We start from the raw sequence: 14,698 nt of genomic DNA on the forward strand, positions 1-14,698 counted from the left end.
TAAACTCTTGCTTTTCTTTTGAATTTTATATCCTCATTTGTTACTGGATATTCCATTTATATTGTATAACTCATGGACAAATTTGTTCATACTTCATTCTCTTTCGCATACACTTGTACAAACTACTATTCAGGCGGGGATTTATATGTACATGAGAAAAAAAGCACTAATATTATATTTATCTATTAGTTTATTATTTTCTACATTTTCATTCTCGGATCAAGGAGAAGCTTTTTCAGTCTCCGCTCAAGGTGCAATTCTGATAGAACAGTCTTCTGGGCGTGTATTATATGGAAAAAATGAACACCAACAAATGAGAATCGCTAGTATTACTAAAATTATGACAGCTATCCTTGCTATTGAATCAGGAAATATGGATGAATACGTAAAAGTTTCAAGCCGAGCGGAAGGGACAGAGGGATCTTCACTTTACTTAAAAGCTGGTGAAAAAATAAAATTAGAAGATTTAGTATATGGCCTTATGCTTCGCTCGGGAAATGATGCAGCTGTTGCTATTGCAGAACATGTCGGTGGTAGTTTAGAAGGGTTTGTTTACTTAATGAATGTTAAGGCACAAGAAATAGGGATGAGTCGAACGGTTTTTTCTAACCCGCATGGATTAGATGACCATGAAGAGCATTATTCAACTGCATATGATATGGCGATTTTAACGCAATATGCGATGCAAAACGAACAGTATCAAAAAATTTCAGCTACTAAAACATATAAAGCTGCTAGAGAAGGGGATGTATACAGTTATTGGCAAAATAAAAATAGGCTATTAACTCAGTTATACAAATATTCAACGGGTGGAAAAACGGGGTTTACAAAAAGAGCAAAACGTACTCTTGTTTCGACGGCAACTAAAGAAGGTCTTGATTTAATTTGTGTGACTTTAAATGCACCTAGTGACTGGCATGATCATATGAATCTTTTTAATTCGGCATTTGATCGTTATAAGCTGGAAACGCTCGCAGAGGAAGGAACGGTTGACGGAATTCAAGATGAGTTTTACCGAGATAAAGTGTATATACCATATACTTTTAAGTACCCGTTAACCGAAGCGGAAAAAGGTGAGGTAAAAAAAGATATTACATTATATCGGCCACCAAAAGGTGAAGAAGCAAGAAATATTTATATGCCCCAGCCTGTAGGAAAGCTATCGATTTCGATGAAAGGTGAAACATTAAATACGATCCCGCTTTATTTTTTAACACCTATTGAGGAGGAAAAACAAGGATTTTGGTCTCGAATAAAGCAAATTTTCTTTCTCACATTGGGAGTGAAAATCATTGATTAATATCATTTGGGTATCCATGCTCGTAATAGGACTTATCTTTGCAGGAATTAATGGAAAAATGTCTCAAGTTAATGAGGCAATCTTTGTAGGTGCAAAGGATGCGGTGACGATTTGTTTCGGTTTAATTAGTATTCTTGTCTTTTGGTTAGGAATGATGAAGATAGCACAAAGTGCAGGCTTATTAGACGGGCTAGCTAAAATACTTAGGCCGATTGCTACTAGGCTATTTCCAGAAGTACCTAGTAATCATCCTGCTATGGGTTATATTCTTTCAAATATGACAGCCAATATGTTTGGTCTAGGCAATGCAGCAACCCCGATGGGAATAAAAGCGATGCAAGAATTACGTAGGTTAAATGGTGACCGGGACGAAGCAAGTCGTTCAATGATTACCTTACTTGCTATCAATACAGCAAGTATTACGCTCATTCCAACGACTGTCATCTCCATTCGAATGAGCTATAATTCTGTGTCACCTACAGAAATTGTCGGGACAACCATACTAGCGACATTATGTTCAACATTAGGCGCAATATTAATAGATAGGTATTTTTATTATCGTCGAACGAGGAGGAGGTAAGTATGGGATGGATAACCGTTATATCAATATGGATCATTCCTATGCTTATCGCTTTTATATTATTATATGGAACTTATAAAAAGATTCCAACTTACGAGACGTTTGTTGAGGGTGCTAAAGAAGGCTTTACGATGGCAGTTTCTATCATTCCCTATTTAGTTGGGATGCTAGTGGCTATTTCTGTATTTCGGGCATCAGGAGCGATGGACTTTATCATTGATTCCTTAAGACCTTTTTTACAAGCGGTTGGAGTTCCTAGTGAAATCGTCCCCCTTGCTATGATACGACCTATATCAGGAACAGGTGCTTTAGGAATGACGACAGACCTAATTGCTACCTACGGACCTGATTCGTTTATCGGGAGACTAGCCTCAACGATGCAAGGTAGTACAGATACAACGTTGTATGTATTAACTGTCTACTTTGGTGCGGTAGGCATAAAGAAAATGGGAGACGCATTAAAAGTAGGGTTATTAGCTGATGTGATTGGAATTATTGCCTCAATCATCATAGTAACAATTGTATTTGGGTGAAAACACTAACATTCGTTAGTGTTTTTTTGAACGAATAAGAAAGTTTAAATTTCGAGGATGTCTAGCTGCAGCGCCCAGCGTCTAGTGGACTTCGCTCCCTCTCCTTACGATAAGTCAACATCGGATCGCTAGCGCTTCTCCGTGTTTCCTTTATCTCATACGGGAGGGCTCCAGTCCATACGCCGCTAAACGGGCGCTTGCGCTTTTCTTGTCTAGCTGCAGGTGTCATCGGCTCGAGGTCGCTTCGGTCCATCAAACGTGTCCAAAAGTCAGGACACTAATTGCTGGCCCTCCAGCGCTTGTCGCCGATAAGCAGACACCTTGCGCTTTTCTTAATTAGACTGATATTTCTTTTGTAAGGTGTAAAAAGTGACAAAAATTTGCCTATAATAATGAAAACTTGAGAATTTGTAAGATAAGCATTAAGATGTTCAATGAGGTGAAAATATGGAACGATTACAAAAGGTTATTGCTCAGGCAGGTGTGACATCAAGAAGAAAAGCAGAACAATTAATAGTTGAAGGAAAGGTAAAAGTTAATGGTCAAATTGTTCGTGAATTAGGTGTTAAAGTTAACGCAAATAAAGATGAAATTGAAGTAAATGGAGTACCAATTGACCGGGAACAACCGGTTTATTTTTTGCTATATAAACCGTCGGGTGTCATTTCGAGCGTTTCAGATGATAAAGGTCGTAAGGTTGTAACCGATTTTATCGAAGTTGATGAAAGGATTTTTCCAGTAGGAAGACTAGATTATGATACGTCTGGACTTATTCTTTTAACGAATGACGGAGAGTTTGCTAATCTCTTAATGCATCCTAAACATACGATTGATAAAGTTTACGTCGCTAAAATTAAAGGCATTCCTACGCGTGAACAATTAAAACAATTAAAAGAGGGAATTCGTCTTGAGGACGGTATAACAGCACCAGCAAAAGTAAAGCTACTTTCTGCTAATAAAAAAAACCAGACTTCAATTGTTCAATTAACGATACACGAAGGAAGAAATCGTCAAGTACGACGGATGTTTGAAGCACTCGGTTACCAGGTGATGAAATTAAAAAGAGAGCGCTATGGATTTTTGGATCTCACAGGATTAACTCCTGGAGAATTTCGTCCTTTAAAACCGATTGAAGTGAAACATTTCCGGGAGATAGCTGTCACACAAAAGTCATAATAAAGACTAAATAACGAGCATGACCATCGTTATAATAAGGCTATTAGATGAAAAGCTTGTCGGGGAAAGTAAACATTTACAAAGTTTTTTTAGTTGTTGAAAAATCTCTTCAAACTTTTTTCATACTTATTTGTAACAATCACATAATCAAAATATTTGTGGGTAATTGGGGGCTTGAGAAAAAGGTGGCAATCCGACGATTTCTACCAATCTCATACCTACTTCTCACTTTTAGAAAGTATATTTTTTAAATGATGTCTAAGGAAAGCGCCCAGCGTTCAGTGGACTTCGTTCACCTCCTACGATAAGTCAACATCGCCTCGTTAGCACTCGTCGTGTTTTCTTTATCTCGATTGGAGGACTCCAGTCCATACGCCGCTGAACGTGCGCTTGCGCTTTTCTTGTGAGAGGGGAGAGAATAATGAAACAAAGGAGACTAATTATTCGTAGCTCCATTTTAGCCATTATTACGATCGCTATCGGATATACGTTTTATATTAATTTTTTTTCTGATCAGTCGGTCGTTCGTGCTGGAGATAAAGCAAAGAATTTCGTTGTAACGGACTTAGTTGGCGAATCAATTGAATTAAGGGAATTAGAGGGTAAAGGCATTTTCTTGAATTTTTGGGGTACATTTTGTCCTCCTTGTGAAAAAGAAATGCCGATTATGGAAGATCTTTATAATGAATATAAAGATCAAGGTATAGAAATGGTTGCACTGAATGTTGATGAGTCAGATTTAGTCGTTCAAACCTTTGTTGATCGGTACAAATTAACGTTTCCAGTGGCGATTGATAAAGGGAGAAGAATTACTGAAGCATATGGTATCCGTCCACTTCCAACAACAATCTTAATTGATGAACATGGCGAAGTTGTTCGTGTGCATACTGGAGGCATGGATGAGAGGATTATTCGAGGATTTTTAGAAGAGATAAAACCGCAATCTTAATGAGGTGTTCACATGAATAAAGTTAAATGCGAATGTGGTCACGTCAATCCATTTGGTACGGGCATTTGTGAGTCGTGTGGAAAGCCACTAGAAGGGGAAAAAGTTGAACTGTTAAATATGAGGTATGAAGGTGTGGCTCGCCGTTCGCAAACCTATAATCGGACGATTATCGATAAAATATGGAACTTTTTTTCATCCGTAAAAGTAGGAATTTGGATTATCGTGATTACACTCGTCGCGTCATCAATCGGTACTATTTTCCCGCAAGAAATGTATATACCACCTACGGTTAACCCAGCACAATTTTATGAAGAAGAATATGGGGTTTTAGGTCAGTTATATTATCAACTTGGGTTCCATGACCTATATGGGTCTTGGTGGTATATGCTATTAATAGCATCGCTAGGAGTCTCACTCATTATTTGTAGTCTAGATCGTGTAGTACCTTTACATCGAGCATTAAAAACACAACGCGTCACTCGCCATGAAAATTTCTTAAAACGTCAACGGATTTTTGGAGTTTCACAGGTAAGCAATGAAGATGAAACCATTGCGCAAGTAAAAAAGAATTTAGCGAAAAGGAAGTATAATGTTTCAGAAGAAAATAGAAACATTGTTGGTGAAAAAGGCCGATTTTCTCGTTGGGGTCCATACGTAAATCATATTGGAATTATTATCTTTTTAATTGGTTGTATGTTACGTTATTTTCCAGGAATGTATATTGACGATTTTGTTTGGATTCGTGAAGGTGAAACCGAAGTGATACCAGGTACAAACCAAGAGTATTATTTGAAAAATGAAAAATTCGTTGTCGAGTTGTATGATGAAGATGATGAAGTGTTTGGAGAAGCGCTTAGAAATTCCGGAGCTAATGTTGTAAAAACATACCAAACATCCGCTGTTCTTTATAAAAAGGAGCCCTCAGATACGATTGGGGCAGAGGGTGAATTAATAGAAGTCGATAGACATGACATTCTCGTTAATGATCCATTTAAATTTGATGGTTATGCATTATACCAAGTCGATTATAAATTACATGAATTAAACGAAATGAATTTTAATTTAATTCATAAAGAAACACAAGATCAAATGGGGAACTTTTCTGTCAATTTATTTGATCCGAAAGCAGAGTATGATCTGGGAGAGGGGTATAAGGTGAAAGTTCGCCATTATTTTCCTGATTATTTTTTTAATGAACAAGGACAACCTGCTAGTAAGTCTAGGATACCAAATAACCCTGCCTTTATTTTTGAAATGGTTTCTCCAGAACATCCAGATGGTGAAGTCAGTTTCTTAGCTATTGGACAAAACTTGGAGCCATTTGGAGAAAATGATTATCAATTACGTTTTAATGGTGTGGAAACTAAACATGTGACGGCACTAACTGTTCGTAAAGATTATACATTAGGCATTTTAATGGTTGGTGGATTAATCTTCATGATTGGACTTATACAAGGATCTTATTGGGTGCATCGAAGAATTTGGGTGCAACGTATAAATGGCGAATTATGGTTAGCTGGTCATACGAATAAAAATTGGGGTTCACTAAAAGATGAAATCGATCGAATGATTAAAGGAACTGAACTTTCCTCACCAGTTGACCAAGTAGCCGAAAAGGAAAAAGAGAAACATCCTAAGGAGGAAATGTAAGATGGCAGCTTTAAGTAGTAATTTATTATTGGTTGCTTTCTTCTTGTATTTAGCATCAACGATTTTCTTTGCTGTCTCGATTACAGGGAAGAAGTGGCGGAATAAACAAGGAGAAATGAGTGGTAACCGTTGGGGAACGTTTGGGTTTATTTCTGCGATCGTCGGATTTTTATTTGCGATGGGTTACTTTATTACACGTTGGATCGTCGCAGGCCATGCCCCTGTTAGTAATATGTTTGAATACACGACCTTTTTAGGGATTGCAATGGGTCTTGCTTTTATTATTATATACGCAATCTACCGTTCTAACATTTTAGGGTTGTTTACAATGCCAACAGTGATGTTAATTATCGCGTATGCATCAGTATTTCCAAGTGATGTATCACCGCTAATTCCTGCTTTACAAAGTTACTGGCTAAAAATTCATGTCATAACGGTTGCTTTAGGTCAAGGGATCTTAGCGATTGGTTTTGCAGCAGGTTTGATTTATTTACTTCGAACGATTGATTACTCAAAAAGAAATAAAAAAACGAGAGCGTTAGAATTTATTTTATATAGTATACTTACGACAATAGGCTTCATATTAATTGGTTATATTTTTAGTGCGCTTAACTATGAAGCGACGTTTTCATATGTTAATGAAAATGAGCAATCTGCAGAAATGGTGTATAACTTACCCGCCCTCTTAGGTCCAAATGAAGGACAATTGTTAACAGAAAACAGAATGAGTCCTTTACTAGATATGCCAGCTTGGTTACGAAGTGATGATGCCAATACGGTCATTTGGTCATTGTTAGCTGGTATAGTCTTATACTGGTTATTACGAATAATAGTAAGAAAGCCAATTGGAGCGGCTTTACAGCCGATTCTAAAAGGAGTAAATGCAGATCGTGTTGATGAATTAAGTTATCGTGCGATTGCGATTGGGTTTCCTGTGTTTGCACTTGGTGGGCTGGTCTTCGCAATGATTTGGGCGCAAATTGCTTGGACCCGTTTTTGGGGATGGGATCCAAAAGAAGTGTGGGCCCTTGTGACGTTTTTATTTTATGCAGCTTACTTACATTTACGGCTTTCTCGTGGTTGGCACGGCGAGCGTTCAGCGTGGTTATGCGTAATTGGCTTTGCAATCATTATGTTTAATCTTATTTTTGTAAATTTAGTCATTGCTGGCTTACATTCGTATGCATAATCTTCGTGAGGCTGACTCAAGGATTTAGAGTCAGCCTCATCATTGTATCTTTTTGGTTATGATAGAAACGTGGTAAAATAAAGTAATATTAACATTTAAAATTAATTAAAGAGCTTATTTGGGGGGAGTCGTCGTATGGAATTTGAGGCTAAAATTTTAGTTGTAGATGATGAGGAGCGTATTCGCCGTTTACTTAAAATGTATTTAGAAAGAGAGAATTATCAAGTAGAGGACGCTGAAAATGGTGAACAAGCTTTAGATATGGCAATAAATAAAGATTATGATCTAATTTTATTAGATATTATGATGCCTGGAATAGATGGCATTGAGGTTTGTCAAGAATTACGTAAAGTGAAAGCAACACCGATTATCATGCTAACAGCAAAAGGGGAAGAAGCAAACCGTGTTCAAGGTTTTGAAGTGGGAACAGATGATTATATTGTGAAACCTTTTAGTCCAAGGGAAGTGGTTCTTCGCGTTAAAGCATTACTACGCCGCTCTTCTTCAACTAAGTTTTTGCAAACGGATACGGGATCAAAAGATATACTCGTCTTTCCACATTTGACGATTGACAATGATGCACACCGTGTCACAGTCGAGGGTACAGAAATCAATTTAACACCGAAAGAATATGAATTACTTCACTATTTAGCATTGTCACCAGATAAAGTATTTTCACGTGAACAGTTATTAAAAGATGTATGGAACTACGACTTTTTTGGTGATCTTAGAACAGTTGATACTCATGTAAAACGATTACGCGAAAAGTTAAATCGCGTCTCACCTGATGCGGCAAGTATGATATCAACGGTATGGGGAGTCGGATATAAGTTCGAGGCAGTGAAAGGGTAATGCTTTGGCGTAGTGTTGTTGGTAAGCTTTGGTTTACGATTTTACTATTAGTTTCGGTCGTTTTGTCTGTATTAATGGTCATGCTACTTCAATATTTTGAAAAGTTTCATGTGGATGAAGCAGAATCTCAGTTGATGAATCATGCTAAGATGGTTGCAACGATTATTGAAGAATATGAAAGTAAAGAAACAGCGCTATCAACGATTTCTAAAATTGCAGAATCATATGAGACAAAAGTTGTTATTATTGATGGTGATGATTATTGGTATTCTGCAAATGAGACTGTAAATGTTGATTTACCGATTGAGACTTTTTATAACGATCCTACCCTCTCTCAAGTGTTTAAACAAGAAGAGCAGGTTGTGAGTCAAGGAGATTTTCCATTTTACTCAAATGGGGTAGAAGTACATACAGAAGTCATGATCGTCGGACGACCTGTTCAAATGACAAATAATACTGGGGCTGTGTTTTTATATCAATCACTTTCAGCTTTAGAAGAAACAACTGGAGAAACAAAAAGAATTATTTATTTTTCAGCAGGGATTGCGATTGTTTTAACGACTATTTTTGCCTTTTTTTTATCGTCACGAATTACTGCACCTCTTAGAAAAATGCGGCAAGCATCGATGGAAGTTGCTGAAGGTAAATTTGAAACGAAAGTTCCGATTTTGACAAATGACGAGATTGGTCAGCTGGCGATCGCATTTAACCGCATGAGAAGAGAATTAAATCGAAACTTGATGGCATTAAATCAAGAGAAAGAGCAATTATCGAGAATTTTAAGTAGTATGGCAGATGGTGTAATAACAATTGATCGGAAGGGTAAAATTGTTGTTACGAACCCACCAGCGGAGCGCTTTTTACAAGCTTGGTATTATGAACAAGGTTTAAATGGGAAGGTCGATAATTTACCGAAAGCAATTAAGAAGCTTTTTCAACAAGTAGTAGCACTTGAAAAAGAGCAAGCAATGGAAATTGATATCCAAGGAAGAAGTTGGGCTATTATTCTTTCTCCGCTATACGATAAAACATTCGTTCGTGGAGCTGTTGCAGTCATTCGTGATATAACAGAGGAAAGAAGGCTAGATAAGCTTCGTAAAGATTTTATTGCTAATGTATCTCACGAGTTGCGAACACCGATTTCGATGTTGCAAGGCTATAGTGAAGCGATTATAGATGATATTGCTCAGACGGATGAAGAGAAAAAAGAAATTGCCCAAATCATCTATGATGAATCATTAAGAATGGGCCGTCTCGTAAATGAATTACTTGATTTAGCAAGAATGGAAGCAGGGCATATCGAGTTGCAAGTTCAATCGGTTAACGCCAAAGAATTATCTGAAAAAATTACAAGAAAGTTCCAAGGCCTAGCGAAAGAGCAAGGGATCGAGTTATCGGCTACGATTAGCGACGATTTAACTACTGCTCAATTTGATCCTGACCGTATTGAACAAGTACTAACAAACTTAATTCATAATGCAATACGCCATACAAATAAAGGTGGAAGGGTACAGTTATCAGTCCGACCTATTGAAAGCTATTTACGGTTCGATATAGAGGATAGTGGTTCAGGGATACCTGAAGAAGATTTACCATTTGTGTTTGAACGGTTTTATAAAGCTGATAAAGCTAGGACTCGCGGGAGATCAGGTACAGGACTCGGCTTAGCAATTGCGAAAAATATCGTAGAGGCTCATGGAGGGGAAATTTCCGTTCATAGTAAAATAAACGAAGGTACGACATTTACGTTTCAAATTCCTCGAAAAACAGAAGATAAAGAGGGAATTTAACGAAAAATCTTGTTTCATAAGGAACAAAAAATCACCAAAAAGAGAAGGTGATCAATTCACCGGTGCACTTTATGGAAAGAAAATTTAAAAGAATTTATCTTATTAAAAGTGAATTTTAACCTTATTTAGCAACGTATTTCACTTCGAAATACAACAAACAGGGTGACTCAACAGCTATGTGTCAGGTCCTCAAGCTCAAAATATAATTGCTGAAATTTGTAGCAGCAACTATATTTTTTGTAAGCGTGGAACGCAGATACTTACTTATGAGTCATCTTTTTTTATTTTCTTTATTTAAATTGTCGCTTTATTGAACTCCGCGCATCATAAGAATCTATCTTTGAAAGCCAGATAACTCACTATTCATACGAAATTCTTCATTTCAATGGTATATAGGACATGGTATCCTCTATATCCTTCATGTGCCAATTATTATGATTACTGAAGCTCATGGATATTGTGTTTTTCGAGTGTTCTTTCAAAAGTGTTGACAATGAAAATCGTTATCATTTATAATTTAATTGAAAATGATTTTCATTATTATTATCGGTGGAGGAATGGATTGTGAACAAAATGAAAAACACTGTCCGAGGTGCTACAGCTGTTTGTAAGGTAGAAAAGGGGCAATACATAGTCGCCATCGGAAGAGAAGGGATTTTTCGTATGATTGACCATCATTTAAAAAGTCTTTTTCCATTTCCTTTTCGTATAGTTAAGCTAATAAGAGTCAGTTCAAATTTTTATGCGGTCGGAGAAAAAGGTGTTTTTCTTAAAAGTAGTGATGGGGGTAAAACATGGGATCACAAGTTTTTACCGACGACAACAACGATTTGGAGTGTAGTTGGTGATGCTTCAGGCTTAGTGATTACTCATGGTAACAATTGTTTATTTTTCTCTTATGATTTTGGAGTGACTTGGAGTCAGGTGAAGCCGTTTGAAAGATTGAGAGAGAATATGCCCTCTATTCGATCACTATGTTTATTAGGACATTCCTTATTCATCGGTACAAAAATTCATCTTAAATATGGAGGGATATGGAAACTAGACTTAAAGAGCTTGAAAATGACATGGATGAAAAAAGAAAAGGATTTTATGGTCTCGAGTTTAGTCGTTTATGAAAAATATTTAATAGCTGCAGGTGGGTCATGCAATGGTACAAAAGGAAAAATTGAGTACTGTTATCTTTCAGGGAGACAATACGAATATCTTTGGAACGAATTAGAGCAGATAGAAAGTCAAGCTAGTTTCTTAGATGTTACCGAGGATGATGGGTTTATATATGCTACTTCATCTCAAGACAAAAAGGGAGTTTCTACGGTTTCACGAGTCTATTTTGAAAATAATATTGTCGTACCGTGTAATACAGTAAAAGGTCACGGTTGGAGAATTGCAAATGATAAACAACATTATGTCGTCGCTGGTCATTATGAAATAAAACATTCAAGTCAACTATACGAACAAGCAACTTTTAGAAACAGTAATTTAAAGCGCGTTTTACATTAATAACTTGAAGGAGGCAATGTTATGAAGGATGTTTTACTGGTTTATGCTAGTATGTCAGGAAATACAGAAGCAATTGCTGATTTAATCGAAGAAGGACTAAAGGAAGAAAAGGTGAATGTAACGAAGGTCGATGTTGTTGATTGTGATCCAAATATGTTAAATGCTTTCGATGCAATCGTATTAGGCGCCTATACTTGGGGAGATGGAGAGTTACCAGACGAATTTTTGGATTTATACGATGAAATGGCAACCTTAGATTTTTCGGATAAACAATTTGCTGTATTTGGATCAGGGGATACCGCGTATGAAATTTTTTGTGGAGCAGTCGATTTACTAGAAGCGATGGTTGAAGAAAGAAATGGTGTAGTTGTTCAACAGGGGCTTAAAATCGAGCTTAGTCCGGATGGAGAAGAAGAAACGTGCAAAGAGTTTGGTAGACAATTCGCTAAGGCTATTAATTTAAAAACGAGCGTTTAAGTTTTATATAGACGTATATTCTATTATTCTGTATAATAAGGTCGTATCTCAATGAATTAAATAATTTATGAACTTTAAGGTCACTTATTGAAGTGTGAAAAGGGAAGTTGGTGAAATTCCAACACGGTCCCGCCACTGTAAGTACTAATATCCTTTTTAGCATACCACTGTCAATTTAGATGGGAAGGTAAAGGAGTGTGATGGTACGAGTCAGGAGACCTGCCTTAAAGTATTGCATAACCTTCGCGGAAAAGGGGAGCAGTGTGATAAGATCTTACTCTTGAAAAAGAGTGACCTTTTGTTCTTTCTGAGAACGACTATTCGAATGTTATAGCATCCGAGTGTTACTAGGTGATCTATTAAACTGAAACCTAAGCTCTCCTTGAAGGAGAGCTTTTATTTTTTTGGCTCTTTTCTCAAAGATTGTTGCTTTTAGCTTTTGGACCGTAAGCCAAGCGGATGCTTGGCTCTTCACGCATAGTGTGAAGGTTTTGAAAATAAAATAGCCGATCAAACAAATGAATTTGTCTTAAAAAGGCTATTTTATTTTCAAAAAACGGTCCAAAAGCAACAAAGTCTACGAAAACAGCCATTTTTTTCTACATAGCTTTCGAAAAAACATTTATTCATTGGATACAGAAAAAGTACATATATAAAAAGGGGTTGGAAATTTTGAAAAAATGGTATATGTGGTTAGTAGCTTCATTACTTATCATTGGGTTAATGACAGCATGTGGTACAGAGAATCAAGAAGAGCCACAAACAGAAGAAGCACCAATAGAAGAAACGGAAGAACAAACAACAGGTGATGAGGAAGCAGCAGCGTTTCCTGTAACCATTGTAGACGCACTAGATAACGAAATCACTTTAGAAGAAGAACCAGAGCGCATTGTTACATTAATTCCAAGTATTACAGAAACGGTTTTTGCTCTTAACGCAGGTGATAAAGTAGTTGGACGTACAGACTGGTGTAACTACCCTCCAGCTGTTTTAGATGTCGAAACGGTTGGTGGAATGGATTTTGATGTTGAGAAAGTGATTTCTTTACAACCGGATGTAATATTAGCTCATGCGTCAGGAGCACATAGTTCAGCTGATGGACTAGACCAATTAAGAAATTCAGGAATTCAAGTTATTATTATCAACGATGCAAAACAAATTGAAGACGTGTACGAAAGTATTGATATGATTGGGCAAGTGACAGGGAAGACGGATCAAGCAGCAACTGTAATTAGCGAAATGAAAAATACGATAGAAGACCTTACTACAAAGGCTGAAGAAATCTCTGAAGGCGAACATGTAAGTGTATGGGTTGAAGTTTCGCCAGAGTTATACACTGCTGGGAAAAATACATTTCTTGATGAAATGTTACAATTGTTAAATGGTACTAACGTTGCAGGAGACCAAGAAGGATGGCCACAATTTACTGAGGAAGACGTAGTTAGTTTAAATCCTGATGTTATTATCACAACATACGGCTATTATGTCGAAAATCCAAGTGAAGAAATTAAAAGTAGATCAGCTTGGCAAGATGTGAATGCTGTAGTGAATGAACGTATTTACGATGTAGAAAATGATACAGTGACACGCTCGGGTCCACGCCTTGCGGAAGGAATGGAACAACTTGCAAAACTTATTTACCCAGATGTTTTCGAAAACTAAAACCTTATTAGCTTATATCGTTTGCTTTGTATTTATGTTCACCTCTGTCGTGTTAGGCATAGCTATTGGCAGTGTACCGATATCCTTTCTTGAGGTTCTTACAATCTTAGGAAGGGAATGGCTTAGCCTACCGATAGCTGCAGTAATAGAACCGATGTATGTAAACATCGTGATGGAAATCCGATTTCCGCGCGTGTTGTTAGCGATGTTTGTAGGAGGAGCCCTTGCATTAGCAGGGGCTGCTTTCCAAGGTTTTTTAAAAAATCCTCTAGCTGACCCGTATACACTAGGTGTTTCATCAGGTGCTGCGGTCGGAGCTGTTGCTGTATTATTTTTCGGGATTACCATACCTTTTTTAGGCGCTTACACATTACCAGTAGTTAGTATTGGTTCAGGTTTTTTTACGCTCTTTTTAGTTATCTATTTTGCACGATTGCTTAATCGTTCAATGGCTGCTCATACAGTTATTTTAGTTGGAATTATTTTAAGTTCTTTTTTAGGTTCGTTTATTTCATTAATGATTGCTTTAACAGGTGAAGAGCTTAGACAAATTATCGGGTGGTTAATGGGGAGTGTCTCAATGAGGGGGTGGAACTATGTGTATTTAATTGTTCCATTCTTTCTAGCAGGATTAGTTATATTACTTATTAATGCAAAAGAGCTAAATGCATTAGCGTTTGGGGAAGAAACAGCTAAACATCTTGGCGTAAATATTCAAGCACGTAAAACGATGATCCTATTCGGAGCTGCAATATTAACAGGTTCAGCTGTAGCCGTATCAGGGACAATTGGTTTTGTCGGTTTAGTCATACCACATTTAACGAGATTAATATGGGGACCAGATCATCGTCATTTATTACCTCTTTCTGTTCTAGTTGGTGGAGGCTTTCTTGTTTTAACAGATCTAGTCGCCCGTACCTTAATTGCCCCAACCGAATTGCCAATCGGTGTAATCACAGCTCTTGTCGGAGGTCCTATCTTTGCGATCATCTTAATCCGACAACGTCATAGATTATAAACTGGATGAATGGAGGGAA

At 37.2% G+C, this 14,698-nt stretch carries 13 protein-coding genes and 1 riboswitch; all 13 genes read left to right on the forward strand.

The window, feature by feature from the left end; genetic code table 11:
• Positions 1-151 precede the first annotated feature (151 nt).
• Positions 152-1,300: a D-alanyl-D-alanine carboxypeptidase family protein gene (locus J0N78_RS07995; RefSeq protein WP_280637200.1), complete on the forward strand. Its 1,149-nt coding sequence runs from the start codon at positions 152-154 to the stop codon at positions 1,298-1,300.
• On the forward strand, positions 1,293-1,880 hold the full coding sequence (locus tag J0N78_RS08000; RefSeq protein WP_209122521.1) for a nucleoside recognition domain-containing protein: 588 nt from the start codon (positions 1,293-1,295) through the stop codon (positions 1,878-1,880). The genes J0N78_RS07995 and J0N78_RS08000 overlap by 8 nt, the downstream gene beginning before the upstream one ends.
• A gap of 2 nt (positions 1,881-1,882) precedes the next feature.
• Complete coding sequence (locus tag J0N78_RS08005; protein WP_209122522.1) at positions 1,883-2,413, forward strand: spore maturation protein; 531 nt, start codon at positions 1,883-1,885, stop codon at positions 2,411-2,413.
• 447 nt (positions 2,414-2,860) lie between these two features.
• Positions 2,861-3,589: a pseudouridine synthase gene (locus tag J0N78_RS08010; RefSeq protein WP_209122523.1), complete on the forward strand. Its 729-nt coding sequence runs from the start codon at positions 2,861-2,863 to the stop codon at positions 3,587-3,589.
• A gap of 421 nt (positions 3,590-4,010) precedes the next feature.
• Entirely contained in the window at positions 4,011-4,538 is a 528-nt protein-coding gene (gene resA, locus J0N78_RS08015) for a thiol-disulfide oxidoreductase ResA (RefSeq protein ID WP_209122524.1), read from the forward strand.
• Between the two features lie 12 nt (positions 4,539-4,550).
• Complete coding sequence (resB, locus tag J0N78_RS08020) at positions 4,551-6,188, forward strand: cytochrome c biogenesis protein ResB (protein ID WP_209122525.1); 1,638 nt, start codon at positions 4,551-4,553, stop codon at positions 6,186-6,188.
• A 1-nt stretch (position 6,189) separates the two neighbouring features.
• Entirely contained in the window at positions 6,190-7,377 is a 1,188-nt protein-coding gene (gene ccsB, locus J0N78_RS08025) for a c-type cytochrome biogenesis protein CcsB (protein WP_209122526.1), read from the forward strand.
• 135 nt (positions 7,378-7,512) lie between these two features.
• Positions 7,513-8,229: a response regulator transcription factor gene (locus J0N78_RS08030; protein WP_209122527.1), complete on the forward strand. Its 717-nt coding sequence runs from the start codon at positions 7,513-7,515 to the stop codon at positions 8,227-8,229.
• On the forward strand, positions 8,229-10,019 hold the full coding sequence (locus J0N78_RS08035) for an ATP-binding protein (protein ID WP_209122528.1): 1,791 nt from the start codon (positions 8,229-8,231) through the stop codon (positions 10,017-10,019). Before J0N78_RS08030 ends, J0N78_RS08035 begins: the two co-directional genes overlap by 1 nt.
• A 564-nt stretch (positions 10,020-10,583) precedes the next feature.
• The gene (locus tag J0N78_RS08040; RefSeq protein ID WP_209122529.1) at positions 10,584-11,522 is read left to right on the forward strand and encodes a WD40/YVTN/BNR-like repeat-containing protein; all 939 of its coding nucleotides are present in this window, start codon (positions 10,584-10,586) and stop codon (positions 11,520-11,522) included.
• Between the two features lie 21 nt (positions 11,523-11,543).
• Entirely contained in the window at positions 11,544-11,999 is a 456-nt protein-coding gene (locus J0N78_RS08045) for a flavodoxin (protein WP_209122530.1), read from the forward strand.
• A gap of 60 nt (positions 12,000-12,059) precedes the next feature.
• Positions 12,060-12,240, forward strand: a riboswitch (cobalamin riboswitch).
• A gap of 431 nt (positions 12,241-12,671) precedes the next feature.
• Positions 12,672-13,661, forward strand: a complete 990-nt coding sequence (locus tag J0N78_RS08050) for an ABC transporter substrate-binding protein (RefSeq protein WP_209122531.1) — start codon at positions 12,672-12,674, stop codon at positions 13,659-13,661.
• Positions 13,624-14,679 carry a FecCD family ABC transporter permease gene (locus tag J0N78_RS08055; protein ID WP_374193893.1) on the forward strand — a complete coding sequence of 352 codons (1,056 nt, stop codon included), beginning with the start codon at positions 13,624-13,626 and terminating at the stop codon, positions 14,677-14,679. The genes J0N78_RS08050 and J0N78_RS08055 overlap by 38 nt, the downstream gene beginning before the upstream one ends.
• Positions 14,680-14,698: the final 19 nt, after the last annotated feature.

The organism is Alkalihalobacillus sp. BA299 (assembly GCF_017745675.1).
GTDB lineage: Bacteria > Bacillota > Bacilli > Bacillales > Bacillaceae_F > Alkalihalobacterium.

What these genes read in the sequence shown, in the direction of transcription:
- J0N78_RS08035 (WP_209122528.1), top strand. Translation starts at nt 8,229, where the DNA reads ATGCTTTGGCGTAGTGTTGTTGGTAAGCTTTGGTTTACGATTTTACTA.
- J0N78_RS08005 (WP_209122522.1), top strand. Translation starts at nt 1,883, where the DNA reads ATGGGATGGATAACCGTTATATCAATATGGATCATTCCTATGCTTATC.
- ccsB (WP_209122526.1), top strand. Translation starts at nt 6,190, where the DNA reads ATGGCAGCTTTAAGTAGTAATTTATTATTGGTTGCTTTCTTCTTGTAT.
- resB (WP_209122525.1), top strand. Translation starts at nt 4,551, where the DNA reads ATGAATAAAGTTAAATGCGAATGTGGTCACGTCAATCCATTTGGTACG.
- J0N78_RS07995 (WP_280637200.1), top strand. Translation starts at nt 152, where the DNA reads ATGAGAAAAAAAGCACTAATATTATATTTATCTATTAGTTTATTATTT.
- J0N78_RS08010 (WP_209122523.1), top strand. Translation starts at nt 2,861, where the DNA reads ATGGAACGATTACAAAAGGTTATTGCTCAGGCAGGTGTGACATCAAGA.
- J0N78_RS08045 (WP_209122530.1), top strand. Translation starts at nt 11,544, where the DNA reads ATGAAGGATGTTTTACTGGTTTATGCTAGTATGTCAGGAAATACAGAA.
- J0N78_RS08030 (WP_209122527.1), top strand. Translation starts at nt 7,513, where the DNA reads ATGGAATTTGAGGCTAAAATTTTAGTTGTAGATGATGAGGAGCGTATT.
- resA (WP_209122524.1), top strand. Translation starts at nt 4,011, where the DNA reads ATGAAACAAAGGAGACTAATTATTCGTAGCTCCATTTTAGCCATTATT.